This is a genomic window from Burkholderia cepacia ATCC 25416 (assembly GCF_001411495.1).
In the GTDB taxonomy this organism is placed as follows: domain Bacteria; phylum Pseudomonadota; class Gammaproteobacteria; order Burkholderiales; family Burkholderiaceae; genus Burkholderia; species Burkholderia cepacia.
Window position 1 is genome coordinate 748,273 of the sequence record NZ_CP012983.1, and the last position, 25,054, is coordinate 773,326.

At 63.9% G+C, this 25,054-nt stretch carries 24 protein-coding genes and 2 riboswitches; of the genes, 18 read left to right on the forward strand and 6 right to left on the reverse strand.

All coding sequences use genetic code 11. The annotated features are described in order from the left end of the window. Positions 1–203 precede the first annotated feature (203 nt). Positions 204–1,226, reverse strand: a complete 1,023-nt coding sequence (locus APZ15_RS35540; protein WP_027792694.1) for an ABC transporter substrate-binding protein — start codon at positions 1,224–1,226, stop codon at positions 204–206. 138 nt (positions 1,227–1,364) lie between these two features. Then, positions 1,365–1,486: riboswitch (guanidine-I (ykkC/yxkD leader) on the reverse strand. Between the two features lie 434 nt (positions 1,487–1,920). Then, a riboswitch (guanidine-I (ykkC/yxkD leader) is annotated at positions 1,921–2,054 on the forward strand. Positions 2,055–2,111: 57 nt separating this feature from the next. Between APZ15_RS35540 and APZ15_RS35545 the strand changes: the two genes are divergently transcribed. From APZ15_RS35545 to APZ15_RS35575, 7 genes are all read left to right on the forward strand, one after another. Further along, on the forward strand, positions 2,112–2,867 hold the full coding sequence (locus tag APZ15_RS35545) for an urea amidolyase associated protein UAAP1 (RefSeq protein ID WP_027792693.1): 756 nt from the start codon (positions 2,112–2,114) through the stop codon (positions 2,865–2,867). A gap of 11 nt (positions 2,868–2,878) precedes the next feature. Then, on the forward strand, positions 2,879–3,535 hold the full coding sequence (locus tag APZ15_RS35550) for an urea amidolyase associated protein UAAP2 (protein WP_027792692.1): 657 nt from the start codon (positions 2,879–2,881) through the stop codon (positions 3,533–3,535). Next, positions 3,532–7,140 (forward strand): urea carboxylase, encoded by a 3,609-nt coding sequence (gene uca, locus APZ15_RS35555; protein ID WP_027792691.1) that lies wholly within the window; start codon positions 3,532–3,534, stop codon positions 7,138–7,140. Before APZ15_RS35550 ends, uca begins: the two co-directional genes overlap by 4 nt. Then, entirely contained in the window at positions 7,137–8,996 is a 1,860-nt protein-coding gene (gene atzF, locus APZ15_RS35560; RefSeq protein WP_027792690.1) for an allophanate hydrolase, read from the forward strand. Before uca ends, atzF begins: the two co-directional genes overlap by 4 nt. Positions 8,997–9,060: 64 nt before the next feature. Beyond that, positions 9,061–10,035, forward strand: a complete 975-nt coding sequence (locus APZ15_RS35565; RefSeq protein WP_027792689.1) for an ABC transporter permease — start codon at positions 9,061–9,063, stop codon at positions 10,033–10,035. 45 nt (positions 10,036–10,080) lie between these two features. Beyond that, positions 10,081–10,995, forward strand: coding sequence for an ABC transporter ATP-binding protein (locus APZ15_RS35570; protein WP_021158111.1), 915 nt, complete (start codon positions 10,081–10,083; stop codon positions 10,993–10,995). A 124-nt stretch (positions 10,996–11,119) separates the two neighbouring features. Further along, on the forward strand, positions 11,120–11,437 hold the full coding sequence (locus tag APZ15_RS35575) for a type 2 periplasmic-binding domain-containing protein (protein ID WP_027792688.1): 318 nt from the start codon (positions 11,120–11,122) through the stop codon (positions 11,435–11,437). Positions 11,438–11,710: 273 nt separating this feature from the next. On the opposite strand, the gene APZ15_RS35580 is transcribed toward APZ15_RS35575, so the two are convergent. After that, positions 11,711–12,094 carry a hypothetical protein gene (locus APZ15_RS35580; RefSeq protein ID WP_021158088.1) on the reverse strand — a complete coding sequence of 128 codons (384 nt, stop codon included), beginning with the start codon at positions 12,092–12,094 and terminating at the stop codon, positions 11,711–11,713. Positions 12,095–12,343: 249 nt separating this feature from the next. On the opposite strand from APZ15_RS35580, the gene APZ15_RS35585 reads away from it, so the two are divergent. The 6 genes from APZ15_RS35585 to APZ15_RS35610 all read left to right on the forward strand — a co-directional run bounded on the left by APZ15_RS35585 (position 12,344) and on the right by APZ15_RS35610 (position 15,126). Then, positions 12,344–12,784: an Hsp20/alpha crystallin family protein gene (locus APZ15_RS35585; RefSeq protein ID WP_027792687.1), complete on the forward strand. Its 441-nt coding sequence runs from the start codon at positions 12,344–12,346 to the stop codon at positions 12,782–12,784. A 15-nt stretch (positions 12,785–12,799) separates the two neighbouring features. Beyond that, positions 12,800–13,207 (forward strand): Hsp20/alpha crystallin family protein, encoded by a 408-nt coding sequence (locus APZ15_RS35590; protein WP_027792686.1) that lies wholly within the window; start codon positions 12,800–12,802, stop codon positions 13,205–13,207. A gap of 117 nt (positions 13,208–13,324) precedes the next feature. Next, positions 13,325–13,531, forward strand: coding sequence for a hypothetical protein (locus tag APZ15_RS35595; protein WP_226128582.1), 207 nt, complete (start codon positions 13,325–13,327; stop codon positions 13,529–13,531). 19 nt (positions 13,532–13,550) lie between these two features. Next, complete coding sequence (locus APZ15_RS35600; protein ID WP_027792684.1) at positions 13,551–14,114, forward strand: Hsp20/alpha crystallin family protein; 564 nt, start codon at positions 13,551–13,553, stop codon at positions 14,112–14,114. Between the two features lie 67 nt (positions 14,115–14,181). Beyond that, positions 14,182–14,424: a hypothetical protein gene (locus APZ15_RS35605; protein ID WP_027792683.1), complete on the forward strand. Its 243-nt coding sequence runs from the start codon at positions 14,182–14,184 to the stop codon at positions 14,422–14,424. Between the two features lie 516 nt (positions 14,425–14,940). Further along, the gene (locus tag APZ15_RS35610) at positions 14,941–15,126 is read left to right on the forward strand and encodes a hypothetical protein (protein WP_027792682.1); all 186 of its coding nucleotides are present in this window, start codon (positions 14,941–14,943) and stop codon (positions 15,124–15,126) included. Between the two features lie 181 nt (positions 15,127–15,307). Here APZ15_RS35610 and APZ15_RS35615 read toward each other — a convergent pair whose 3' ends face one another. Beyond that, positions 15,308–15,622 (reverse strand): hypothetical protein, encoded by a 315-nt coding sequence (locus APZ15_RS35615; RefSeq protein ID WP_027792681.1) that lies wholly within the window; start codon positions 15,620–15,622, stop codon positions 15,308–15,310. A gap of 175 nt (positions 15,623–15,797) precedes the next feature. Here APZ15_RS35615 and APZ15_RS35620 point away from each other — a divergent pair, with 175 nt between their 5' ends. The 3 genes from APZ15_RS35620 to APZ15_RS35630 are packed head-to-tail and all read left to right on the forward strand — an operon-like array spanning position 15,798 to position 17,349. Beyond that, positions 15,798–16,202: a site-specific integrase gene (locus APZ15_RS35620; protein WP_049097128.1), complete on the forward strand. Its 405-nt coding sequence runs from the start codon at positions 15,798–15,800 to the stop codon at positions 16,200–16,202. 57 nt (positions 16,203–16,259) lie between these two features. Further along, entirely contained in the window at positions 16,260–16,493 is a 234-nt protein-coding gene (locus APZ15_RS35625) for a hypothetical protein (protein WP_027792680.1), read from the forward strand. A gap of 55 nt (positions 16,494–16,548) precedes the next feature. Continuing rightward, positions 16,549–17,349: a Fic family protein gene (locus tag APZ15_RS35630; protein WP_027792679.1), complete on the forward strand. Its 801-nt coding sequence runs from the start codon at positions 16,549–16,551 to the stop codon at positions 17,347–17,349. A gap of 667 nt (positions 17,350–18,016) precedes the next feature. Here the strand turns inward: APZ15_RS35630 and APZ15_RS35635 are convergent. After that, positions 18,017–18,955 carry a response regulator gene (locus APZ15_RS35635; RefSeq protein ID WP_027792678.1) on the reverse strand — a complete coding sequence of 313 codons (939 nt, stop codon included), beginning with the start codon at positions 18,953–18,955 and terminating at the stop codon, positions 18,017–18,019. Between the two features lie 244 nt (positions 18,956–19,199). On the opposite strand from APZ15_RS35635, the gene APZ15_RS35640 reads away from it, so the two are divergent. Then, positions 19,200–19,673, forward strand: coding sequence for an acyl-CoA thioesterase (locus tag APZ15_RS35640; protein WP_021158078.1), 474 nt, complete (start codon positions 19,200–19,202; stop codon positions 19,671–19,673). 13 nt (positions 19,674–19,686) lie between these two features. On the opposite strand, the gene APZ15_RS35645 is transcribed toward APZ15_RS35640, so the two are convergent. Then, the gene (locus APZ15_RS35645; protein WP_027792677.1) at positions 19,687–21,129 is read right to left on the reverse strand and encodes a sensor histidine kinase; all 1,443 of its coding nucleotides are present in this window, start codon (positions 21,127–21,129) and stop codon (positions 19,687–19,689) included. 184 nt (positions 21,130–21,313) lie between these two features. Here APZ15_RS35645 and APZ15_RS41520 point away from each other — a divergent pair, with 184 nt between their 5' ends. Further along, positions 21,314–21,652 (forward strand): hypothetical protein, encoded by a 339-nt coding sequence (locus tag APZ15_RS41520; RefSeq protein WP_138143357.1) that lies wholly within the window; start codon positions 21,314–21,316, stop codon positions 21,650–21,652. A 244-nt stretch (positions 21,653–21,896) separates the two neighbouring features. Here the strand turns inward: APZ15_RS41520 and APZ15_RS35650 are convergent, their stop codons facing one another. Beyond that, positions 21,897–24,833: a Tn3 family transposase gene (locus APZ15_RS35650; RefSeq protein WP_027792676.1), complete on the reverse strand. Its 2,937-nt coding sequence runs from the start codon at positions 24,831–24,833 to the stop codon at positions 21,897–21,899. Between the last annotated feature and the right edge of the window lie 221 nt (positions 24,834–25,054).

The window sequence follows — 25,054 nt, forward strand, 5'->3', positions numbered from 1 at the left end:
GTCACGGGATCCCGATCGAATCGTCGATCATCTTCGGATTGCCGAACACGCGACCGGTGAAGCGCGCGATCAGCTGCGCAAGCACCGCTGACTGGTGACGCATGCCTCGACATCCTCGAAAATGCGCCTCCCCGTGCTCGATGAACCGGGGAGGCGCCTCGCCAGCCTGACAGCGCCGTCAAAGGTCCGACCGCACGCAACGGTCAGTTCGACATCCCGAATCGCGGATCGATATACGCATCGACGTTCTGCGACTGCTTGTACACGCCGTTGCGCACGTTGAACGCATTCGCGTTGCGCGTCGAGCCGTAGATCGAATCGAGACCGTCGCCCTTGCGGAACGCATGCTTCGCGGCGGCTTCGTCGAGCAGGTGCGTGCCTTTCAGCAGCGGGAGGTATTGCTCCGGCGTGAGCCCGACGCGCGCGGACATGATCCTGACCGCATCAGCCTGCGTCTTCGGGTCATTGATGTACGCGACGCAGCGGTACCAGACCTTGATCACCTTGGCCCAGTCTGCCCGGCGCGCGGCGAGGCTCGCGGGCGCGACCGTGATCGCATCGTAGATCAGCCCCGGCGCGTCGGCCGACGTGAAGATCGCGCGTGCGCCCGGTGCGCGCTTCAACGCCTCGTTCGCGTTCGGCTGCCATGCGGCGACGGCGGCGACATCGGTCGACGAGCCGAGCACCTGCGGCAGTTCGTTGGTCTTCGCATTGACCAGCGTCACGTCGCCATCCTTCAATCCGTGCTTCTGCAGCGCGGTTTCGAGCAACAGGTGATCGACGAGGCCGAGCTCGACGCCGACCTTCTTGCCCTTCAGCCCCTCGACGCTGCGCAGCGGCGGCTTCGCGATGATCATGTCGTTACCGGCGGAATAGTCGGTCAGCAGGATCATCACGTTCTTCGCGCCGGATGCGCCCGTCACGAGGGCATCGCCGTTGGTTGCCGCGACCGCGTCGAGCTTGCCCGCGGAAAACGCGTCGAGCGACGCCGAGTAATCGAACCATTCGAAATCGACGTCGACGCCGGCCTCCTTGAACCAGCCCTTGTCGAGCGCGACCTGGAACGCGACCCAGCCGGGCCAGTCGCTGTAGCCGATCTTCAGCGGCGCCGCCGCGTGAACGGCGGGCGCCGCGAGCAGCGCCGCGGCCGTGGCGGCGGCACCCAATGCACGACGGGCGGAACGGAAGGACAGCAGGCGGCGGAGTGCCGAGGCGGGACGGTTCATCGTGTTTCTCCAGGAGACCGGGATCGGGATCGTCGATACGGACCGTGCAGGAGCACGGTCCGGCTGCGTAGCCGGTTCCTGCGGATGCGGAACGAACGAAGCGGCCACGGAGAGGCGCGATGGCCGTTGCCATCGCCAGTCTCCCGGGCTTTTGTCCCGCCGTGTAGCGCGTGCGCGTCCGCTCTCGCGATCGGACGAACCCGTGCCGGGCTGCTCTCGGACCAGACGTTCGATGAACCGGAACCCTAGCATCCCTAAGATGCGACGCCGCCGCACCTCTCGGCGTCATGCCGAGCGAGAACCGTGCCAACGACGTGCGACGAGGGCGGCTCAGCGGCGGCGAGCGGCGCGTTGCAGTTCGATGAAGCGGGCGGAGAAGAGGGCTGTCAGCGCGCGCCGGAGCAGGTCGAGCTTGTTCATGAGCGGTCGGATGTCGAGTGTAGGTGCCGCCATCGATGCAATGCCCATGCCACTGCGGATCGTGCCGTGCATGCGCATGCGACACGCACTGCGCCGGTGCGGGATCGCGTTCGCCTGGTGCGCGGCACGCCCGCCGCGAGGGCACGGGGCCGCCGGCATGTCGTGCACGCGGCGCACGCGCGGGCCGCCGCACCGCGTTGTGCAGCCGTTTCGTCGAGGCTGGCACGCAACTCGCTTGATCGTTGCCCGAGAGGTGCGAAGCAATTTGCATCATCTTCAGGATCGCTAGGGTTCCGGTCATGCGGCGTTCGCGCCGCACGATGCCTGGTCCGAGAGCAATCCGGTCTTGCCTTCGCCTCGATACGAGGCAGCGGCGAGGCTCCACGGAGGGATAAAAGCCCGGGAGGTCGCGATGTCGTTCGGTCGCCCTCTCACGCCTTTTATCCAACCGACCACGGAGCCGCCATGTCGCCGAGCCCCCAAGCCGTCCTCGCCCCACCCCCGCACGTCGCGTGGGAAACGCTGATTCCCGCCGGGACCCACTGGTCCGGCATCCTGCGCCGCGGCCTCGCCTTGCGCATCGTCGATGTCGAAGGCGGCGCGAACCTGTCCGCCGTATTTCATCGCCAGGAAGACCCGCTCGAACGCTACAACATGGCCGATACGCTGAAGGCGCAGCACACCGCGCATCTCACGCGCGGCCATGCGCTGTACACGGACATGGGGCGCGTGATCGCGTCGATCACGGCCGACACGCTCGGCTGGCACGACCCGCTCGGCGGCGTCGGCGATGCGCGCCTGTTCGCACACAAGTACGGCACGACGACGTACCAGGCCGATCGCAACGCGATGATCCGCAACGGCCGCGACAGCCTCGTGCTCGAACTCGCGAAATACGGGCTGTCGGCGCGCGACCTCGCCGCGAACGTCAATTTCTTCAGCAAGCTCGAGACGGGGGACGACGGCACGCTCGATTTCGTCCCCGGCCATTCGACGGCCGGCAGTGCCGTCGACCTGCGCTTCGAGATGAACACGCTCGCGGCATTCTCGACCGCGCCGCATCCGCTCGATCCGCGTGCGGACTATGCGCCGAAGCCGGTGAAGCTGATCGCGTACCGCGCGTATCCGGCGGACGCCGCCGCACCCGAAGACGATCCGTGCCGGCGCGCGTGCGCCGAGAACATGCGCGGCTTCACCAACACCGACCGCCTGTTCGCGTAAGGAGCCGCACCATGCCGATCATCGAAAGCCGCCTCGACCCGCGCGACGCGATCCACGACATCACGCTGAACGCGGGCGAACCGTGGCTGCACGACCTGAAGCGCGGGCAGGTCTTCCGTATCCTCGACCTCGAAGGCAACCAGGCCGTCGACACGCTGTTCTACCGGTCCGACGACCCCGAGGAGCGTTACAGCGCGCAGGACACGATCCGCGCGCAGCGCAACCTGTACCTGAGCGCCGGCAGTGTGCTGCTGTCGAGCCGGGGCAACGCGATGGCGACGATCGTCGCCGATACGTGCGGACGTCACGACACGCTCGGCGGCGCATGCGCGGCCGAGAGCAACACGGTGCGCTATGCGCTCGACAAGCGGCACATGCACAACTGCCGCGACAGCTTCCTCAATGCAATCGCGCACTGCACGTGCGGCACGGGCGCGCGGCTCACCAAGCGTGACCTCGTCGGCAACGTCAACTTCTTCATGAACGTACCCGTCACACCGCTCGGCGGGCTGACGTTCGAGGACGGCATTTCCGCGCCCGGCAAGTACGTCGAGATGCGCGCGGAGATGGACGTCACCGTGCTGATCTCGAACTGCCCGCAGCTGAACAACCCGTGCAACGGCTACAACCCGACGCCCGTGCGTCTCACCGTGTGGGAGGCCGAATGAGATTCGCCAAAGTCCTCGTTGCGAACCGCGGCGAAATCGCGTGCCGCGTGATCCGGACGCTGAAGCGGCTCGGCATCGCGTCGGTCGCGATCTACTCGGACGCCGACCGCGACGCGCGGCACGTGACGCTCGCCGACGAAGCCGTGCGGGTCGGCCCCGCGCCGGCGGCGGAGAGCTACCTGAACGTCGCGGCGATCCTCGCAGCCGCGCGCGAGACGGGCGCGCAGGCCGTGCATCCCGGCTACGGCTTCCTGTCCGAGCATGCCGGTTTCGCCGATGCATGCGAAGCGGCCGGCGTGCGCTTCATCGGGCCGCGCGGCGACCAGATGCGCGCGTTCGGCCTCAAGCACACCGCGCGCGCGCTCGCGGCCGCTCAGGGTGTCGCGCTGCTGCCGGGCACGGGCCTGCTCGACGACGTGGCGACGGCGCTCGCCGAAGCCGATGCGATCGGCTATCCGGTGATGCTGAAGAGTACGGCCGGCGGTGGCGGGATCGGCATGTCGTTGTGCCGTGACGCCGCGCAGCTCGAGGCGGCCTTCGAATCCGTCGTGCGGCTCGGCAACGCGAACTTCGCGCATGCGGGCGTGTATCTCGAGAAATTCGTCGAGCACGCGCGGCATATCGAAGTGCAGATCTTCGGTGATGGCCGCGGCGGCGCGATCGCGCTCGGCGAACGCGATTGCTCCGTGCAGCGCCGTAACCAGAAGGTGATCGAGGAGACACCCGCGCCGGACCTGACCGATGCCGAGCGCGACACGCTGCACGCGAGCGCGGTGCGGCTCGCCCGCGCGGTCGGCTACGCGTCGGCCGGCACGGTCGAGTTCGTGTTCGACGCGAACGCGCGCCGCTTCTATTTCCTGGAAGTGAACACGCGGTTGCAGGTCGAACATTGCGTGACCGAAGCAGTCACCGGCATCGATCTCGTGGAATGGATGATCCTGCAGGCCGAAGGCGACCTGCCGCCGCTCGACACGCTCACCGTCGCGCCGCGCGGCGCGAGCATCCAGGTGCGGCTCTATGCGGAAGATCCGCACAAGCAGTTCCAGCCGAGTGCCGGCGTGCTCACGCATGTCGCCTTTCCGGACGACGTGCGCGTCGACGGCTGGATCGACGCGGGCACCGAGGTCAGCGCACATTACGATCCGTTGCTCGCGAAGCTGATCGTGCGCGGCGATACGCGCCTCGACGCGCTGGCGGCACTGCAGGCCGCGCTGGCGCGGACCGAGCTGTACGGGATCGAAACCAACCTCGACTACCTGCGCGCGATTGCCGGCTCGGACACGTTCGCGCGCGGCGCGCCGACGACGGCGTTCCTGTCGCGCTTCGCATTCGCGCCGCACACGATCGACGTGCTCGACAGCGGCGTGCAGACCACCGTGCAGCAGACGCCCGGGCGCATCGGTTACTGGAGCGTCGGCGTGCCGCCGTCCGGTCCGATGGACGATCGCGCGTTCGATCTCGCCAACGCGCTGCTCGGCAACGCACGCGACGCGGCCGGGCTGGAATTCACGATGGTCGGCGCGACGCTGCGCTTCAACACCGCGACGCTGTTCGTGCTCGGCGGTGCGCCGCTCGCGGCAACGCTCGACGGCGAGCCCGCGCCGTTCTGGCAGGTGCTGCGCGCTCGACCGGGCGCGGTACTGAAGCTCGGCGGCGTGACGGGCGCGGGCGTGCGCGCGTGCCTGGCCGTGAAAGGCGGGCTGCAGGTGCCCGACTATCTCGGCAGCAAGGCGACCTTCACGCTCGGCCAGTTCGGCGGTCACGCGGGGCGCGCGCTGCGCAAGGGCGACGTGCTGCATCTGCACGCGGACGCGGGGCGCGGCGATGCCGGCGCGACGCTGGCCGACGACGACATTCCCGCCTTGACGCATGCGTGGACGCTCGGTGTGCTGGACGGGCCGCACGGCGCGCCGGACTTCTTCACGCCGGACGACATCGCGATGCTCTACGGCACGCAGTGGACGGTCCACTACAACTCGAGCCGCACCGGCGTCCGGCTGCTCGGACCGAAACCGCAATGGGCACGCGCGGACGGCGGCGAGGCCGGCCTGCATCCGTCGAACATCCACGACAACGCGTATGCGATCGGCGCGGTCGATTTCACCGGCGACATGCCGGTGATCCTCGGCCCGGACGGCCCGAGCCTCGGCGGCTTCGTGTGCCCGGTGACGGTCGTGCGCGACGAGCTGTGGAAGCTCGGGCAGTTACGGCCGGGCGATACCGTGCAGTTCGTGCGCGCGGCCGCGTCGGCCGGGAAGCCGGCTGCTGCGGTCGCGCAACCGACGCGCGACGTCGCCACTGCTGCCTCCGCTACGCCCGGCGAATGCGTGCTGCATCGCGATCCGTCGGCGGGCGGCGGCATCGGTGTCGTCTACCGGCGCTCGGGCGACCGCAACGTGCTGGTCGAATACGGGCCGCTCGTGCTCGACCTGAACCTGCGTTTTCGCGTGCACGCCCTCATGTGCTGGCTCGACGCGCACCGGTTGCCCGGCATGCTCGACCTGACACCGGGCATCCGCTCGCTTCAGGTGCAGTTCGATGCACGCGTGCTGCCGCTCGATGCACTGCTCGCGCATCTGCAGACTGCGGAGCGGGAACTCTCCGACGTGGCCGACATGCGCGTGCCGAACCGCATCGTGCACTTGCCGCTGTCGTGGGACGACCCGTCGACGCGCGTCGCGATCGAGCGCTACATGCAGTCGGTGCGGCCCGATGCGCCATGGTGTCCGAGCAATATCGAGTTCATCCGGCGGATCAACGGGCTGGCGAGCATCGACGACGTGAAGCGCATCGTGTTCGACGCGCGTTATCTGGTGATGGGGCTCGGCGATGTTTACCTCGGTGCGCCGGTCGCGACGCCGATCGATCCGCGGCACCGGCTCGTGACGACCAAATACAACCCCGCGCGCACCTGGACACCCGAGAACGCGGTCGGCATCGGCGGCGCGTATCTGTGCGTGTACGGCATGGAAGGGCCCGGCGGCTACCAGTTCGTCGGCCGTACCGTCCAGATGTGGAACCGTCACCGCACCACGCGGGAGTTCGAAGCCGGCAAACCGTGGCTGCTGCGCTTCTTCGACGAGATCCGCTTCTACGAAGTCAGCGAGGCCGAGCTGGCTGCGCTGCGCGCGGATTTCATCGCGGGCCGCGCGTCGCTGAAGATCGAGGAATCCGTGTTCGACCTGGGCGCGTACAACCGCTTCCTGCGCGACGAGGCGGAGTCGATCGCGACGTTCAAGGCCGCGCAGCAAACCGCGTTCGAAGCCGAGCGCGAGCGGTGGCGGGCGGCCGGGCACGCGGAGTACGTCGGCGAAGCGGAGCAGGGCGACGCGCAGGCGGCGCGGGAAACGACCGCGCTCGACGATACGCAGCGCGCGATTGCCGCGGACGTGTCGGGCAGCGTGTGGAAGGTGCTGGTCGAACCCGGCGAGCGCGTGACCGAAGGGCAGGTCGTCGCGATCGTCGAATCGATGAAGATGGAGGTGGCGGTGACGGCAATGGAAGACGGCACGATCGAGACAATCGATTGCGCGCCGGGCGCGGCGGTCGTGGCCGGCCAGCGGCTGATGGTGCAGAAGACCGGCGCCGCCGAGGAGGTGGCATGAGCACGACACAACGTTCGCCGCTGCCCGGGCCGGGCTCGATCGCCGCGCTGCGCGCGCGCTACGAGGCGGGCACCCTGACGCCGCACGCGCTCGTCGACGCGATCGCCGCGCATTTCGACGCGGGCGATCCGCATCATGCGTGGATCCGGCCGCTGACGCACGCCGAGATGACGACCTACGCAGACGCGCTGGCCGGGCGCGACATCGCGTCGCTGCCGCTCTACGGCGTGCCGTTCGCGATCAAGGACAACATCGACCTCGCCGGCATTCCGACGACGGCGGCCTGTCCGGCCTATGCGTACACGCCGGATCGCAGCGCGCCCGTCGTCGAGCGATTGATCGCGGCCGGCGCGATTCCGGTCGGCAAGACCAATCTCGATCAGTTCGCGACCGGGCTGTCGGGGCAGCGCTCGCCGTACGGCGCGTGCCGCAATGCGCTCGATCCGCGCTATGCGTCGGGCGGATCGAGTTCGGGGTCGGCGGTGGCGGTCGCGCTCAGCGTCGCGGCGTTCTCGCTGGGTACCGACACGGCCGGTTCCGGGCGCGTGCCGGCAGCGTTTCACGGGCTCGTCGGACTCAAGCCGACCCGCGGCGTGCTGAGTACGCTCGGCGTCGTGCCGGCTTGCCGGTCGCTCGATTGCGTGTCGGTGTTCGCGCACTCGCCGGCCGACGCACGGTCGGTGTTCGCCGTCGCGCAGGGCGTGACCGAAGGCGATCCCTACGGGCGCGCATGGCAGCCGCTGCCGGATGTCGACCGGGGGCGTTCGCTCGGCCAGTGGGGTTTCGGCGTACCGCGTGCCGATCAGCTCGAATTCTTCGGCGACGAATCGTATCGTGCGGCCTGGGAGGCGGCGCTCGAACGCCTGCGGGCGACGGGCGCGCGGATCGTCGAGATCGATTTCAGCCCGTTCCTGGCCGCCGCGCGGCTGCTCTACGAGGGCCCGTGGGTTGCCGAGCGGCTTGCCGCACTCGGCGCATTCGCCGCGCGGGAGCCCGATGCGCTCCATCCGGTGATTCGCACGATCGTCGGCGGCGCGTCGCGCTTCAGCGCGGCCGACGCGTTCGCCGCGTTCGACCGGCTCGCGACGCTGCGCGTCGAGGCGGGCCGCGCATGGGCCGGGCTCGACGCGATCGTGATGCCGACCTCGGCCACGACCGCGACCGTGGACGCGCTCGAAGCCGATCCGATCGGCATCAATTCGCGCTTCGGCTACTACACGAACTTCGTCAACCTGCTCGACCTGTCGGCGATCGCGGTGCCTGCCGGCGTCTGCAAGACCGGGTCGCACGCGGGGTTGCCGTTCGGGATCACGTTCGTCGGCCGCGCGCACGACGATGCGCGGCTGCTCGATCTCGCGCAGGCGTGGGTCGACGGCGATCAGGCTGTCCGTGAGGCCGGGGACGCTGCAACGGCGGACGCGGCGCCGACGGAATCCACCGGCGTCGTGCGCGTGGCCGTCGTCGGTGCGCATCTGCGAGGCGAGCCGTTGAACGGGCAGCTCACGCAACGACGCGCGCGTTTCGTCGCGGCGACGACGACGGCGGCCACGTACCGTCTCTACGCGCTGTCCGGCGCGGCATCCGGCGGCAGCGTCGCCAAGCCGGGGCTCGTGCGCGTGCCGGACGGCGGTGCGCCGATCGCGGTCGAGATCTGGGAGATGCCGGTCGACGCGTACGGCAGCTTCGTCGCGGGCATTGCGGCGCCGCTCGGCATCGGCACGCTGACGCTCGCCGACGGGTCGCGCGTGCAGGGCTTCCTGTGCGAAAGCGCGGCGCTCGACGAGGCGACGGACATCACGCGCTTCGGCGGCTGGCGGGCTTACCGCGCACATGCCGCGAGCAGCGCCTCGCAATGAACGTCCGGTCGCGCGATGCCATGGGCACCGCGCGACCGGCACCCGAAACGATACGGAGATCCCCATGTCAATGACCCGCAACACGACCGGATGGCTGGCCGTGCGCCGCGAACTGACGACGCGCGGCAAATGGACGCTCGGCCTGGCGTCCTTCCTGCTGCCGTTCGCCGTCTGGTGCCTGATCAGCTATGTGCCGTTCGTCTGGCATCCGCAGATGCGCATCACGAATCCGGGAAGCGTCGACTATTTCCAGACCGGCATGCAGATCGATCGCGACGTCTTCGACGACGAGCTCGCGCATGCACGGGAGATGCATGCGGCCGTGCCGGAGGGCGTGCGCGCGAATCCGGTCTACCTGCCCGCGCCGCATCAGGTGTTGCGCGCGTTCTACACCGCATTCACGACCCCGCCCGCATCCCGCGACGGCGTATGGCTGCACGAGAGCCTGTGGCACAGCATCCGGATCATTTTCTGGGGCTTCGTGATCTCGTCCGCGATCGGTGTGCCGCTCGGCATCGTCTGCGGCACCTTCAGCGCGCTCGCGAGACTTCAGGAGCCGTTCCTGGAGTTCTTCCGCTACCTGCCCGCGCCGGCCTTCGGCGCGCTGATGGTCGCGATCCTGGGCATCTACGACGCACCGAAGATCGCGATCATCGTGATCGGGACGCTGTTCCAGCAGGTGCTGATCATCGCGAACACGACACGCAAGCTCGAATACGGGCTGTTCGAGGCCGCGATGACGCTCGGCACGAAGAAGCTCAAGCTGCTCACCCACGTCGTGATTCCCGGTGTGCTGCCGGACCTGTATCGCGACCAGCGGATCCTGCTCGGCTGGGCGTGGACTTACCTGATCGTTGCCGAACTCGTCGGCACGAGTTCGGGCATCACGTGGTACATCAGCCAGCAGGCGCGCTACCAGCATTTCGACAACGTGTATGCGGCGATCCTGATGATCGGGGTCATCGGCCTCGGGACCGACATCGTGCTCGGGGTGCTCGGCCGCAAGCTGTTTCCGTGGGACCGCACGCTGAAAGCGTGATGCCCTTCGATTCGCAACCGTCAACCGATTTCCGCAGAGGGCATCATGCAGAATCCGCAAGCCGTTCCCGAGTACCTGATGCAGTCCGACGCGGTGCGCGAGCGCTTCGCACGACTGAAAACCCGCGACGTGATACTCGACGTGCGCCACGTCGGCAAGCGCTTCGCGACGCCGCAGGGCGAGTGCGTCGCGCTCGACGACATCAGCTTCCGTACGCACCGCCGCGAATTCGTGTGCGTGATCGGCCCGTCCGGTTGCGGCAAGTCGACGCTGATCCGCATCCTGGCGGGGCTCGAAGCGCAGACAAGCGGCGAAGTGCTGCTGGACGGCAAGCCCGTGCAGGGGCCGGGCGCCGATCGCGGGATGGTGTTCCAGGGCTATACGCTGTTTCCGTGGCTCACCGTGAAGAAGAACGTGATGTTCGGTCTCCGGATGAACGGGAGCAGCAGCGGCGAGGCCGAACGCGAAGCGCTGCAGTGGCTCGATCTCGTCGGGCTGACGCGCTTCGCCGACGTGTATCCGCACCAGTTGTCCGGCGGGATGAAGCAGCGCGTGGCGATCGCCCGTGCGCTGGCGAACCGCCCGCGCATCCTGCTGATGGACGAGCCGTTCGGTGCGCTCGACGCGCAGACGCGCGCGCGGATGCAGACGCATCTGCTCGACATCTGGCGCAATATCGACGTGACGATCCTGTTCATCACGCACGATCTCGACGAGGCGATTTTCCTGGCGGATCGCATTCTCGTTCTCAAGGCGAATCCGGGGGCGGTGCAGGAGTTGATCGAGGTGCCGGTGCCACGGCCGCGCGATTATTCTCAGGTCAATTCGCCGGCGTTCGTCGCGACGAAGGCGCGGCTCGAAGCGCTGATTCATCCGAAGGAGGCCGTGCCTGCCGATGACGACGACGGTGTGAAGCCGCACATGATCCGGATGACGGACGTGTCGGACAACGTCGAGTAGACCGGGAAGGGGAACGGCCGGGCGATCGGCACGGGCGCGGTCGGGCGCGTGCCGGAGGCGACGTGTTCGGGCTCCGTCCACGTAGGTAGTCGTAGCCGACGGCACAGGTCTGGCGCGTCTGGTCTTGGCCGCCCGCGTCGCGGCCAAGACCCTGATCGAGCCGCATCTGAAGGAGTGCGGCACGCGTTTTTCCGCGCTCGGCCTCGAACCGGTCATGGACGACAGCCTGGCCAACATCGGGGCGGACGGATGCGATGTCGGCATCCGGATCGGCGAGAGCCTCGCGCCGCACATGATTGCCGTCTCCATCACGCCGTCACTGGAGATGGCGGTGGTCGGCACGCCGGCGTATTTCAGGGGCCATGGCGTACACGCGACGCCGGCCGATCAGCAGCGCCATTCATCCGTGCATCGGACGACTCGCATGTCATCGGTCGCATGATCCGGATCGGAGGCGATGATGCGGATGAAATGGACGCCGCGCACGGTAGTGCATGCGCCCTGGAAGCGTTCCCGCCGGGGCAGCCGACCGGAAATGCGAAGTCCGGCGTCGGTGCAAACCGGGTTCCGGAATCCGGCCAGGTAATACGTCCTTTCACCGCGACCCGCTGGTTAAGCTACGGCAACAACAGCAAGTGCACGGTGCTGCCGGCCTGGCCGAGCTGAATGTCGGTCACGACCCCGTCGACGCATGGCCGAGCGCTGGACCGATCGGTCAGCGGGTCGGCGGGGCCGTACTCAGCTTCTCCGACAGCATCCGCTCGTACACGCCAAAGTGCAGATCGACCTCCTTTTGCGTGACCGGGGTGACCGTGATGTTGATCTGGTCGGGCAACAGGCCCAGCACAACCGCAACCGCGGCTTCAAGTTGCGGTGCACAAACCTTGTCCTCCGCCATCGTCGTGCCGACCAGCACGTCGTAGGTCTGTTCGTGCCGGCAGACGACCTCGACGAGTCGCGCCCGCGCGCTCATGTTGTTGTCGATCGCGAGCCTGACGACCTCGGTCACAGTGCGCATCGTCTCGGTCGGAAAGCCCTTCGTCGAGCGCAGCCGGATACGATGCCTGCCCAGCGTAAGCCAGTCCGTGTCGAATTCCATGGCGTCCTCCGCATGCAGTTCCAAGCCGCTGCGATGATAGGTTCCAGCACCGGAATTTCAAGTGCAAAAATCTGCCGACGCACCTTGAAATTTTTCGCGGAGTGCCTATCTTAGGTTTCGCTCAGGCAGATGCGCGGGCCTCTGGATCCCGCGCGCTGCGTGTTTCGATTTGTTTGCCGACAGTCTGGCAGGCGAACTGGAGCGCGTAGGCCCGTTCGCCTCCCGGCTGCATTCAAGGAGGATACGATCATGAGCGATCTTTACTTCGGAACCGACCTCTTCAGCGAGTTCGACCGCCTGCAGCAGCAGATGGCGCAACTCCTCGGCGGCTTTCCGTCCAGCATCCGCGCTGGCCGGCTTGGCGCGTTTCCTCAGATCAATATCGGTGCGACCGACGAGTCGATCGAGATCGTCGCCTTCGCCCCGGGCATCAACGCCGCCGAACTCGACGTATCGATCGACAAGGGCTTGCTGACCATCAGCGGCGAACGCAAATCGACACAGCCCGGCACTGGCAGCGAGACGCGTACGTATGCGCAGGAGCGCTTTGCCGGCGCCTTCAGGCGCGTCATCGAGCTGCCCGACACCGCCGATCCCGACAAGGTCCAGGCGCGCTACGAAAATGGCTGTCTGTCGATCAGTGTCGGCAGGCGCGAATCGTCCAAGCCGCGCGCCATCACTATCCGGTAATCCGAGGAGCCGATCATGAATGACACGACCCAACTGGCCGAACGCGGCCCGTCCACCGTGGCACGTCGCGACACGGAACAGCCCAAGCGCCGGATCACGCTCGTCCCGGCCGTCGACATATACGAGGACAGCCAGGTCGTCACGCTATGGGCGGATCTGCCCGGCGTGACGAGGGACAAGCTGGACGTCAAGGTTCACGACAACAGCCTCTCGATCGAGGCCGAGGCGGCGGTGCCGACACCGGCAAATCTGCGGCTGCAGCATGCCGAGGTCCGCGAACCGCATTTCGCCCGGACGTTCACGCTGTCACCGGACTTCGATACGTCAAGGATCGAGGCGAGCCTTCACGACGGGGTGCTGAAGCTGACAATCCCGCGCCGCGACGAGGCGCGCCCACGGCGCGTTGAAGTCAGGACCAGCTGATCCTTCGGCAACGGCAGGTCGGCAACCAGGGCGGCAGCGATCGCGCTGCCGCCTGCGCGGACCAGGAGCAGCGGGGGGCGGGTGTCTGATGTTATGCAGGAGTCCTGGAAAGGACACGTGATCGATCTCCGCGCTATTCCCGTGCGACCGATCGTGACCCGCCTGTCCGCACTGGACGGCTACATCGCTATCGTCCGGATGGTCCGAATCGAACGGAACGATGAGGTGTTGGCCGACCGGCATCTGCCGCGTTTCAGCAAACGCTGGACAAGCGCGGGCGAAGCGCGGCGCGATGCGGTCGAGTACGCGGTGAAATCAGATTGAAGCTGAATCGGAGGACGCCATGAATACCGATTTGAAAAAGTGGAACCCCTTCAAGTTCCTTCGCGGAACTGCCCGCAAGTCCAATGCGGAAGGCGCGGAAAGCACGCCGACAGGCGAACAGTGGCGGGCTTCGTGGCCCGACATCCCGCGATTGTTCTCACGTGACCCGTGGCGTGCAATGGAGGCGTTCTTTCACGACCCGTTTGCAGGCGGTGGCGCGCTCGAACGCTGGTTTGGCGACTTCAGCTCGTCGCGCTTCCAGCCGCGCATCGACGTCGTCGATGAGGGGCAGGTGCTGCGCGTGACCGCCGAACTGCCCGGAATGGAGCGCGAAGATCTGAAGTTGAGCGTCGAGGATGGAGCAATCGTGCTGCGTGGAGAGAATAAGCAGGATGTGCGCAGCGAGGAAAACGGCTGCTACCGGCTGGAGCGCGCCCATGGAAGCTTCGTGCGCACGATCCCGATGCCGGAAAACGCCGATCCCGACCACACCCTGGCAAAGTTTGATAACGGTGTACTCACGTTGACCGTGCCGAAATCGGAACCGGTGCAGTCCGCCAGTCGCTCGATCGATATCGGCTAGGGCAAGCACGTAAAGATCCCGCATCGCCGGGCTCGCTTCGGGTGCAACACGCTGCAGGAGGTGTCATATGCAAACGGACAACGTCATGGAGTATCACGGCTGCGAGGTCCGGCCGGTGGTAACCGCCACCGGAAACAGCCGCTACGCGGCGGCGGCCATTGTCACCGACCGGGCTGGCGAGACACGCACGCTCGGCGTCGATGGCGATTTCGCCAACGCCCAGGAGGCACGCGACGAAGCGCTGGAGCTTGCCGTCGCATGGATCCAGCAACGCTCGGTCGTTTCGGAGCGGTATGTCCGACGGATCTAGCGTGCCGGTCGAAAGCCGAGGGCCGGGCGCGAAGCAGGCGCCTGCGGAATTGATGGGCGATTCGCTCCCGGTTCCGATGGCTACGGCCGGTTAGCGACCGTGAATACAAGCGACGGGAAAGGGTAGGGTCAATACCGGGCCGATAACAAGAGATGTCATGACGTCACGGCTTATGATAGGGAATTGCGCTTACCTTGCTCATGCCCCTGACAGGGCGCCTCAATGGATTGCGGGAGCAAAGAGCCGCGATCGTTTTTTTGATCAAACAATGAGTCGAGTCGACGATTGAGCACAAAGCCGCTAACCCTGGAAAACGGGAAATACTGGGCGACGTGTCGCGAGCGAACGGTTTTCGCGGCCACGGCAAATGGATATGGTGACGTCTTTCCCGGTGCAGAGGTGATCGTCAAGGACGGATGGGCTACCTTTACCCGTGACGGCGTCGAAGTGTGGAACTGCAGTGCACGCTATGCAGCCGCACACTTCGACGTTCAGACTGCTTAGGAAAATCCGCACATGAGCCAGCTTGTTCAGATTGCGCCCGGCGTTGTGTTCTCATCTGATGTGCTTGGCGTCGATTGGGCGCGGAAATATCGACAGGACGACGGCGATGCGCAGTCAACGGACCGGCAGGACTTGGCGGTAAACGAAAGCGATCAGGCAGGTCGCACAAGCATGCCGGCTCAGTTGTCGTTGTTGTAGAGAACCGCCGATCGCAGGCACCTTGCGTCTGTCGCGCCTTCGCGTTGCCGCCGACGTTCGCTCCTGCGTCGATGCCCGACGCCGGCACCGGTTTCTTCCGCGAGTGAGTGCCGGGCCTGACCAAACGTCAACGGGTAGCGCGCACGCGAGCGCGAGGTCGCGCTTCCGTTCCGACCGCCTCTTACGCGTCTTTCAGCCAGGGCATCTCCACGGGCGACACGACCAGTTGCCGGAATTCGCGTTTCAGATCGAAGATGAACCCGACCAGGATCATGGATTCGGCGTAAGGAATCGGAAAGACGTGCGGATTTTCCGGAGTCCGCAGGGGGCGCTCGGGCGTGTCGGCGGTCGCCGCGGCGTTCTCGCGAACGCTTTCCAGTTCTTCAGCCATGGCCGGGTCACCGACTTTCAACACACGGTTGCGCAGGTCGCTGAAGGGCTCGATGCGCGCAGCGTCTTCGTGGTATTCGGGTACTTCGTAAACGAACCAGGACATTTTCGTCTCCCATGAGAAGGGGCGCTATTCTAACGCTGCCCGAGGATCCACCGAAAATCGGCCATGTCGTGCGATGGCGGTGGGCGCTGCGAGGAAGTGGGCCTTCGAGGTGTGATCACCAATGCGTCTCCCTGAGTCACCCGAAAACCGTCGCGACCATGAACCGATACATCGAATGGCGCCGGAAGCGCAGCAAAGTAACGACGCCCGACCGGAGCAAGTGGCGGGGACTATGCCTGCCGTGCCGCTCATCTTGACGTACAAGCGTACACGCCACGAGTTGAACGTGAAGCGTCCCGTCAACGACGACGGCGAAACGTTCAAACATCTCGCGGTGGACAGCCTTCAGCACGATGTAACCGGACTGTACCGCGCCGCTGGTTTCGGTCGAGGGATTTCAAGCCACCCAAGATGCCGGACCTTCGCGAATCGCCTTATTGCACAGCGTCACTCAATCGAAACGGTGCAGTCACTTCTCGGCCACATCCATCTTGATCATTTCGCTCCATATCTCAAGATTTCGAAGAAGGCGAGGCGCAAGGCGATGGCCGATCTCGACGGATATTTCGCTGATGCTTGATTGTCATCCCCGTTGGGGATATAAGTCCGGAAGTGACTTTGACCGTTGAATTGACGCATGACTACGAAGGAAGATCTCGCAGCACTTCCCCAGCAGGAACTGCTGCGCGTAGCGATGGATCGACTGGGTATGACGCGAGCGGAGTTTGCCGCGCGCTTGAGCATTGCCGTGCGGACGCTGGACAAGTGGCTTCTGCCGGCAGACTCGCCAGACTCGCGCACCATGCCCGATATGGGCCGATCATACGTGCTGGAAATCCTGCAGTGGCAGCAAATGCGGAAACCCGCTTGATTGTCCCCATTGGGGATATATACTGACGAATAGTGAACCTCGCCTTGAGAAGCAAATGCCGAATCAAACTTCCGCGCTGCTGAACACGATCGACGCCGACAAGGCGACACTCGACGCCGCGCGTCCGCTGCCACAGCACACCGTTGCCTCGCTGCGCGAAAAGTTGTTTCTCGAGTGGACGTATCACTCGAACGCGATCGAGGGCAACACGCTGACGCTGCGAGAAACCAAGGTGGTGCTCGAAGGCATCACGGTCGGCGGAAAATCCCTTCGCGAGCACTTCGAGGCGACAAACCATCGTGACGCGATCGTCTATGTCGAGGACATCGTGGCGAAAGCGGAGGCACTGTCGGAATGGCAGATTCGCAACATCCACAGTCTCGTGTTGAAGGGCATCGATGCTGAAGAAGCGGGCCGGTATCGCCGCGAAAACGTGGTGATCGCGGGTGCGAGTACAACCCCGCCGGATTTCATGCATCTGCCTGCTGAAATGGCCGCGCTGATCGACTGGTATGAGGCGGCCGGAGACAGGCATCCGGTCGAGCGGGCGGCGGAACTGCACACGCGATTCGTGAAGATCCATCCGTTCATTGATGGCAACGGGCGGACGGGGCGGCTGCTGCTCAACTTCGAGTTGATGAAGGCAGGCTATCCGCCCGCGATCATCCGCAAAGAGGATCGGCTTGCCTACTACGACGCGCTCGACAAAGCGTGTGTTAGTGGCGATTACGGCGACATTACGCGACTGGTTGCCGAATCTGCACAACGCTCGCTTGACACATATCTCGACGTGCTCGGGCTGCGTCATACACCCGCACCGGATACGGCTCCGCCGTCGCCGGGTTTTCGGCCGTAATCAAATATGAACTGGTTTCAGAAGAATTTATAAGGAACGAACCCGTTATTGAGCGTTTGGACGCGCAGACGATCTGCATTTCGAGTCCTTCGTCTCGGTATCGGAAGGGGCGTTCGACGACATTCTGGATCAGAAATCGCCCTCATACAGCAGGTCCTGAGCGGATCACGTTCTCGCGGGCGACGACACGTGCAATACGCACGCGCAGATCGAGCACATCGAAATGTCTGGGGCAGAATTCACCCGGTCTCGCCGGGCAAGCGCCGCGCGGCGATACGCGCGTCACGGGATCACGATCGACCGCGATGGGCGCCGGCCGGAAACGTGCCGCCGCCCCATCGAGGTCGCGCGGGGATATCAGGGAGCCTTGATTTTGCTGCGTTTTATCGGCGTAGATCGAACCAGATCCGCCAAGGCTTACCACGCGGCACCTGAAACAATACTCAGCGGTATCAGTCGCTTGCTGAATGGCCCTTCCGCAATTCTGATACCTGCCCTGAATGAATGTGCCGCCTGATTGGAATAGTGGGTGGCCCTCGGAATAGGGCGCTATTGAAACAAAAGTCCGTGCCGCCGATAACTGTCAACATTGACAGGGATTGCTTCAAATCGAGTTCTTGCCGGCTCGACGACAGCACCACCTGATTGAAGACAGGCAGATGATCCCTCAAGCGTGACGCCATTTCGCCAACGTGGGCAGCTCGTGTTCGGTGGCCGTATCGTCCAGACGGGTCCAGCTGTAAAACGTGCCGTTCCATCCCGGAACGGGCAGGGGCGCCGCGCATTTGACGTCGGCGAGGCCGGGCCGATAGGCCTGCGATGGCCAGAACAGCGGCATGATGCTGCGCGCCTCCATGCCTTGGCGCAATTCCGCCGGACCGTTCGCGTCGGCCACGATATCGCAGTGAAACGACCAATCCTCTTCGTTCCAGGCGAGAAATACACTCGGCGCGCCCGCGGCGTCGAACATCAGCACCGCGTCCTGATTGGGGCGCCAGTAGTATTCGACGATGCCTTCCCGCGCGGCCACCTCGTCGATCAGTTTGACGATCCTCGGATCGCGGTAGGTCGACCCTGCTTCATGCAGGCTGATGTGCCCGCGAGCCGCGCAGTGCTTGCGCTTCGCGTTGTCCAGCACGGTTGCCAGCTTGCGTGGCATCTCGACGTCGGTTTTCTTCAGAAAGCAATCGATCAGTCCCGCGTTGAACGCGTCCACCGCCTCGCGCTCGTCGGCAACGCCGGTGAGCAGGATTTTCATGCAGTTTGCGTTGCGGATGGAGGAAAGAAGCTGGATGCCGTCGACCTCCGGCATTGAAAAGTCCACGACCACCGCGCCCACCGCCTCGAATCGGGCGGGATCGGTGAGCGCATCCTCGCCGATCGCATTGCCGCCTTTTTTCTCCGCACCGAAATAGTCCGCGGCCGTTGGCGGCATCTCCACGTCACGCGACGACACGAAGTCGAGCGCCACCCGGGGTTGTGTAAAAAAGCGGTTCAGGTGTTCGTCCGGAAATGCGCCCCGCAGCGCCTGCAGGAAATCCGGATTGTCGTCGACAAACACCACGGACACGGGATAGAGCACCGGCTGCCTGACGAAGGTTTGCATACGAGTGTCGATAAATCAGCAGAAAAAGATTCGATAACGGAGACGCGTTTCCACAAATGACGGCCGCGTTGCATGACCGCGCCAATTATCCGGCGAAAGTGGGATTTACATCAACCATTTGTCAACCACTAATTTGGCATGTATTGACCGAAGCGCTCAACAGAATTGCACGGCGAGAATCTGGCCATTCCTTCTCGTTGAAGGAATGCGCCGCTACCGCCAGTAGCGATTCAAGGAGTTATCCATGTTGACGCAAGACGCGATTCTTCACGTCCTTTCCAACGAAACGGCACATCAGTCCGAAAAAACCTTCCACCACGTGGTCGACATTTACCTCAAGGATTCCAATGCCTTCATGAATACCTATTTCGCACGCTACTTCGAATGGCAGGGCGTGTGCCGTGAACGCTGGTTTCACGAATGCATCCACAACAACCTGCTGGCGGCCGGCGGGTCGTTCGTGACGAAGCGCGCGCATCAGGAATACGTCCAGGAGACGTTTCCGTTCCAGCGGGTCGACTGCTTCCTCAATACGTTCGAGGTTCGGCAGTGTTCGGCGTATCTGCTGTTTCGCTTCTACGTCGACGGGCGACAGGTGTCGCTGGGGTACCAGCAGATCGTGTTTGCCGGTCCAGACAAGCGGATCAGCCGGTTTCCGGCGGGCATCATCGAGCGCGTCAAGGCGTATGAACTGATCCTGCCGTCCGCCGCGAACTGAAGGTGAGACTGCCTTACCCGATGCGATAGTGCCGGGTGGGCGCCGGTGGATCGCGCAATGCCTGGTCCGCCGGCGAACCGGGCTCCGGCAGCCGAATCGTGAACGTGGTCCGCACGCCGGGGATGGATTCACACGCGATGGCGCCGCCGAGCGCTTCGCATGCGCGACGACAGAAGCTCAAGCCCATGCCGGCGCCGCACCCGTGCGACTTGGTCGAGAAGAAGGCGTCGAAGATTTGAGGGAGCACCTCGGGAGCGATGCCCGGGCCCGTGTCGCTGAAACGCACCACGCAGTAACCGTTGCTGCGATGAGCGTCGATCTCGATCTGCCCACGGCCGCTTGCGTCGATCGCATACAGGGCGTTTTTCAGCAGGTTGAAGATGACGAAGATCACGAGCGAGTCGGTTCCGGAGAACCGGAGGTCCGGATCGATCGCGCCGACCGACACGCGGTCGCGTTCCCCCGGACGGAAGGGAAAGCGATCCACCGCGGCGTCGACACAGGCCCGTATCGGATAGGCCGCGAAGCCGTGGCGATCGAGGCGGTCCAGCGTAAAGGACGCCAGGGACATTTCGACCACGGTACTCGTGGTGTCGACCTGGCGCCGGATCGACGATGCGAGCGTCGGCAGCCGGTCCAGCTGCCCCGGATACAAGCTGTCGGCGCACAACCGGTGCTCCACCGCCAGCCGATACCCGCGCAGCAGCGCCGGCAGGACGTTGCGCAGCTCGTCCGCATGCAGGCCGATCGCCGCCAGCGGCGTGGCCACTTCGTGCGCGACCGTCGCGGCCAGGAGATAGGGGCCCATCAGGCCATAGCGGACGATCGACGTCGCGAGAATCCCGAGACTCATCGCAATGAACAGTACCCCCACCGGATAGAACTCGACGCCGTAGTTCACCGCGTAGTCGGTGGCCGCGAGCGAGTAGAGGCCCAGGCTGACGAGACATTGCGTGAGCAGTTGCCGGACATCCCGCGCGCGCGTCTGTCGTCGTGCCTCGATCAGGAGCCAGCCGCTGCGGCCGACCAGGAGGACGGTCTGCACGACGTGCAGCGGATGCAGTGGGCCCGCCTTGGGATACGGGCCGAAGAAATGCAGGCGGAATCCATCGACGACCCCATTGCCCGTGACCAGCAATATGGCCAGCAGCACGCAGAGGCCGTAGGAGGCGAACATGAACGGCCGCTCGTCCCGACGCGACACGATCTCCGTCACGAAATGATAGAAGGTCGTCGGCAGGAAAAGGATGAACAGATAACCTGCCTTGACCAGCAAGTTGGCGACGTCCGCGTCGGTCGTCTGGAACAGGAAGGCCCATGTTCCCTGCCAGACGAAGGTCGCCGCGCACATCAAGACGAACGGGACGGATACCCGCGTGAGGCCCTTGGTGGCCAGCACGTAGAGGCCGAACCCGAGAAACAGCGCAGAGACGAACGCGGGCAAGATCGAGTACATGATGCGTGAATCCACAATGTTCACTGGTCGCGCACCACTGTACTGTCCTGGCCGGTGCCGGTTGCGAGAGTAGCATGCAGCGGCAGGCGAGCGAGCGCGGGCGGGTTTGTCCACGAGGGTTTCGCGCATCTCGATTGCGGATCGTGCGCGTGGCGGATCCTGAATAGGATAATCGATCGCCGTCGTGATCAGGAACTGGTCATGGGCTAAAACTTTGCCGCATGCGAACCGTGCATTCACGATTGCATTCGTTATTGCGATCGCGCGAACTATCGCCGTGACAAATGGCGGGAACCGCGCAGTAACAGATGCTGCGGCCGATCGGGTGAAGCGGGAATTCGAACAATGCAACAATTTGCCGCAGCCAACTGCTCGATCAGCGGATGAGCCGTCGTCGATTTTCAAGCGATTTTTAGAAGCAATCGCGCTGATCGAACACGAAATCCAGAATAATCGACCGACCCGATACATCTTTCCGGGAACCCGCGTTCCCTGTCATGAAAAAATGACGTCAGCCGGATAGCAGATGCATGCTTGCGGTAAACACCGCGGGCTACGCATTAACAGGGGCGCCTTTGATTTCCATGCGTTTTTCCGGTTAGGCGCCTTTAGGCCTGGCAAGGCCTTGCCTTGCGGCCCTAAATATTTATTCCGACAAAACAATGGGTTAGTGTCTACCCTTTGCTAACGAAGCAGAGGGCATCTCCAGACGTGATCGCATTGACGATGAGCGGTCCCTTGACCGGCGGTACCAGTACACCCCGTCGTTAGGCGCTCCGACTGGTTGACGAAATGGGGTTGTCGGCCGCGATGCTCGGCAAAATCCGCTTTGCATACAGCGACACGGGAAAATTGAAGGTTCCGCGCAAGTTGATGCCCTCGATATGAGTTGGGGCGATTCGCCGGAGTTGCTCGGTCGCGATCGGCTGCCCCCGGCTAGCTTCGATGTTCTCCAGGGCTCGTTGCATATGGGTGGTGTTCCAGGCCATCAAGATGTTCGAGAGCAGGGTCAACGCCGATGACACTGCCGCGAGCGATTCCTGGCGCCGAGCTAGCTCCACCGGAATGCGACCGATGTGAATTGCGCGTTGCACGGTATGCACCGCTTCTCCCCGATTTAGGGCATGTTGCAACTCCGACCGGAAAGAGGCATTGGTGAAGTAGTCGATCAAAAAAATGCTTCTGAATAAGCGGCCGATGTGAACGCCGCCATCGTACACAGCCTGCCCGCGAGCAGCAGATCCGAATCTCGCAATCGCTTCGACAGCCGTGCATTGGCCAGAGCGAATCGATGCGGCGATCCTCACGAATTCGTCCCACACGTCAACGATGAGGCCGAGTCGGACGTCCCGATCCGTGACCCCTGCGAGCCGCGCCGGCACAACCTGACTGCGAGGCACGTGAAGACGTCGGTCACGAAGGTGTGACAGGCGAGGGCATAAATCAAAGCCAAGTGCCCGGGACACGCTCATCGCGAAATCGGTGTAACCGTGGGTATCGACGGCGAGTTGAGCTATGTCCTTGGTGGCGCTTTGCCGGACGACGCCCTCGATTGCTGCGCCTGCTTGTCGCTCATTCAGGATGATTGGCTGGTCGTAGAAAATGCCCCAACGATCCAGCACATGCGTGTACATCCCGATGGATGCAGTCCGGCGACGTGGATCCGCACGCGCTCGCCAAATCGTCCGGGTTGTCTCCAGCGACATCATGTCGGACGATGCTAGATCGGCTCGCCCCCAGTGGGCGGCGATCGGGTGTTCGTGCATGAATTCAAGGACGGCGTCGGCCGCTGTACGCAGCATTCGTTCGTCCGCGAGACGCTTCATCATTTGACGAATCGCCTCAGTTGACACTTCCGGGACCATCCGAGAAATATCAGCAGCCGTCAGCGATGTGCCGTGAGCCAGGATCGCCGAATACACCATCAGTAACTCGGTGCGCGACCGCGGCTCGCGTCCAAGCAGGGTCCAACTGAAGCGTGTCGCACTATCGATCTCGAGGATGATCTCGGGAAATTGGCCTGGCGGATGAGCTTCGAAGATCTGACGGCGAAGTTGATCGGCTTGTGGGTCTGGATCCTGCGCAGCCATCGGGTCGAGGTGGACAGCAGTATCAACTCGGATCGAACCATTGACCACGGCATCATCGAGTAGTGCGAGGCGCTGTTCGAGCTGTTCAAGGATTGGTCCGAGAAATTCGTTCGGGTCTTGGGGCAGGCCGAGGTGTCCATAGTGATTGTTCCGCTTCGCCTTCCACTGCTCGGCCGAGATCAGCATATGCGACTGACTTCTGAACGAGAAGCTGTGGTCGATGAAAACCGAGCCGTTGCGCAGGGCGACACGGAGCGCAAAGAGGGTGGCCCACTCGAAAGCAACCATGGCCCGCAGCCGATCGTAACCATCGATCGCCTCGCGCCACGCGCGCCCAAGCCTGATATTGACCCCGTCGGGCAGGAGATAAGCGCGACGTCGATATAGCGCACGTAGTAACGAGAGAGCATCGACTACAGGATGAGCGCCCTCGGCCTCGAACGGCAGCTGCACGATCCGATTCAAAAGGTTACGGGCGTAGTACCGCTTTCGGACCAAGCACTGCCGTATCTGGCTCCGACGGCTGGTGGGATGCGGTTGCAAAACATCGTCTGCAAGCAGACAAAGCTTCTCCCCGAGCTGTTCGCGCGAGAGGGTTTCATCATTGGCAAGTGCTTTGACGGCAAGCGCGAACTCGCGGAGTTGATCCGCGGCCTTCATCCGCATCGCATCCACTTCACGTGACGTGTCGTTGACAACCTTCAGTGCCCATCGCCGGAGCATCTCGAGTACCTGATCAGTCGCAACACAGAGGGAATACCGCATGAAGCAGGCGGCTTCGATTCGTCGGCTTTGGGGTTCGATTCGCTTGCTGATCGATGGCGGGCGACTTGCACAACGGCGGGCGTAGTGGCGCACCATGGCATCGTTGCATTCAACCGGAAAACGCGTTGCCACCTCGTGCATCGTGAGCAAATTGACTTTGTCGAGGATCTCGCTCATCTGATGGGTCGAGTTGCGCAGCGGGACGGCCCACAGCCATCGCTGGAGACTTGAATGTTCTCCATGGGGCTGAGCCAGTACTCTCGCCCAACTCTCGAGTTTTTCCATACCGACGGCATGCTCGAGCGCGCCATGCAGTTGTCCCTCAATGTCGCGTACGGCCTGGACGACAAACTGCCTGAGCATGCGCTCCGGTGGTATCACGATGCGATGGTCGTAGAACCAACGTTTGAGATCGTTCGTCAACTGGCCGCGTTCGGGGCGGCCGGTGAGTTGTTCTTTGAGCCAACGGATGACATACCGACGTTGATGTTCCGCGACGGCTCGAAAATTGATGGCATCCCGAGCAAAGCGCTGGTGGTCGGATAAGGTCTTGAGGTTGCGATCGTAAAGGGAACGTAACGTGCCAAGGTCTGGCGGCTTCACATTCAGCTGTCGTCCAAGATGTCGCCAGAGAACCGTGGGAATCTGCTTGTACGAGCCGAGCGGCCGACCGGTCATGCGAAGAAAACCGATGTGCAATGCGACCGCGAGTCGAAAGAGATCGGTGCGTCTTGAATCAATGGCAACACGCTCCCGCTTGGAGAACGTGAAGAATGTGGCGAGCTCGAACTCGCTCAGCTCGCGCGGCACCTGCCGGATCCCGAGATAAGCCAATCGCCAGTGGTCCATCAGCGACTCCGCATCAATGACGAGAGCGGCCAAGCGTAGCGAGGCAAAAAATGAGGTGCTACGGGGAAAGTCGGGATGGCGGCTGCAGGTGTCGGTCGCCTAAGAATGGTGTCGGAACGAAAACGAGCCGCGGCGCTCACGTTGCGGTATTTCCTTGCGACCCCAAAAGATCGCTAGTTTAGCTTATGTTAAATTAAAATTATTCAAATGGAATCCGCGAG

Coding starts and splice junctions, on each gene's coding strand:
- APZ15_RS35635 (WP_027792678.1), bottom strand. CDS start 18,955: ATGCAAACCTTCGTCAGGCAGCCGGTGCTCTATCCCGTGTCCGTGGTG.
- APZ15_RS35580 (WP_021158088.1), bottom strand. CDS start 12,094: ATGGAATTCGACACGGACTGGCTTACGCTGGGCAGGCATCGTATCCGG.
- APZ15_RS35600 (WP_027792684.1), top strand. CDS start 13,551: ATGAATACCGATTTGAAAAAGTGGAACCCCTTCAAGTTCCTTCGCGGA.
- APZ15_RS35610 (WP_027792682.1), top strand. CDS start 14,941: ATGAGCCAGCTTGTTCAGATTGCGCCCGGCGTTGTGTTCTCATCTGAT.
- APZ15_RS35585 (WP_027792687.1), top strand. CDS start 12,344: ATGAGCGATCTTTACTTCGGAACCGACCTCTTCAGCGAGTTCGACCGC.
- APZ15_RS35550 (WP_027792692.1), top strand. CDS start 2,879: ATGCCGATCATCGAAAGCCGCCTCGACCCGCGCGACGCGATCCACGAC.
- APZ15_RS35570 (WP_021158111.1), top strand. CDS start 10,081: ATGCAGAATCCGCAAGCCGTTCCCGAGTACCTGATGCAGTCCGACGCG.
- APZ15_RS35650 (WP_027792676.1), bottom strand. CDS start 24,833: ATGGACCACTGGCGATTGGCTTATCTCGGGATCCGGCAGGTGCCGCGC.
- APZ15_RS35625 (WP_027792680.1), top strand. CDS start 16,260: ATGACTACGAAGGAAGATCTCGCAGCACTTCCCCAGCAGGAACTGCTG.
- APZ15_RS35590 (WP_027792686.1), top strand. CDS start 12,800: ATGAATGACACGACCCAACTGGCCGAACGCGGCCCGTCCACCGTGGCA.
- APZ15_RS35545 (WP_027792693.1), top strand. CDS start 2,112: ATGTCGCCGAGCCCCCAAGCCGTCCTCGCCCCACCCCCGCACGTCGCG.
- APZ15_RS35640 (WP_021158078.1), top strand. CDS start 19,200: ATGTTGACGCAAGACGCGATTCTTCACGTCCTTTCCAACGAAACGGCA.
- APZ15_RS35615 (WP_027792681.1), bottom strand. CDS start 15,622: ATGTCCTGGTTCGTTTACGAAGTACCCGAATACCACGAAGACGCTGCG.
- APZ15_RS35620 (WP_049097128.1), top strand. CDS start 15,798: ATGGCGCCGGAAGCGCAGCAAAGTAACGACGCCCGACCGGAGCAAGTG.
- APZ15_RS35630 (WP_027792679.1), top strand. CDS start 16,549: ATGCCGAATCAAACTTCCGCGCTGCTGAACACGATCGACGCCGACAAG.
- APZ15_RS35540 (WP_027792694.1), bottom strand. CDS start 1,226: ATGAACCGTCCCGCCTCGGCACTCCGCCGCCTGCTGTCCTTCCGTTCC.
- APZ15_RS35645 (WP_027792677.1), bottom strand. CDS start 21,129: ATGTACTCGATCTTGCCCGCGTTCGTCTCTGCGCTGTTTCTCGGGTTC.
- atzF (WP_027792690.1), top strand. CDS start 7,137: ATGAGCACGACACAACGTTCGCCGCTGCCCGGGCCGGGCTCGATCGCC.
- APZ15_RS35565 (WP_027792689.1), top strand. CDS start 9,061: ATGTCAATGACCCGCAACACGACCGGATGGCTGGCCGTGCGCCGCGAA.
- uca (WP_027792691.1), top strand. CDS start 3,532: ATGAGATTCGCCAAAGTCCTCGTTGCGAACCGCGGCGAAATCGCGTGC.
- APZ15_RS35605 (WP_027792683.1), top strand. CDS start 14,182: ATGCAAACGGACAACGTCATGGAGTATCACGGCTGCGAGGTCCGGCCG.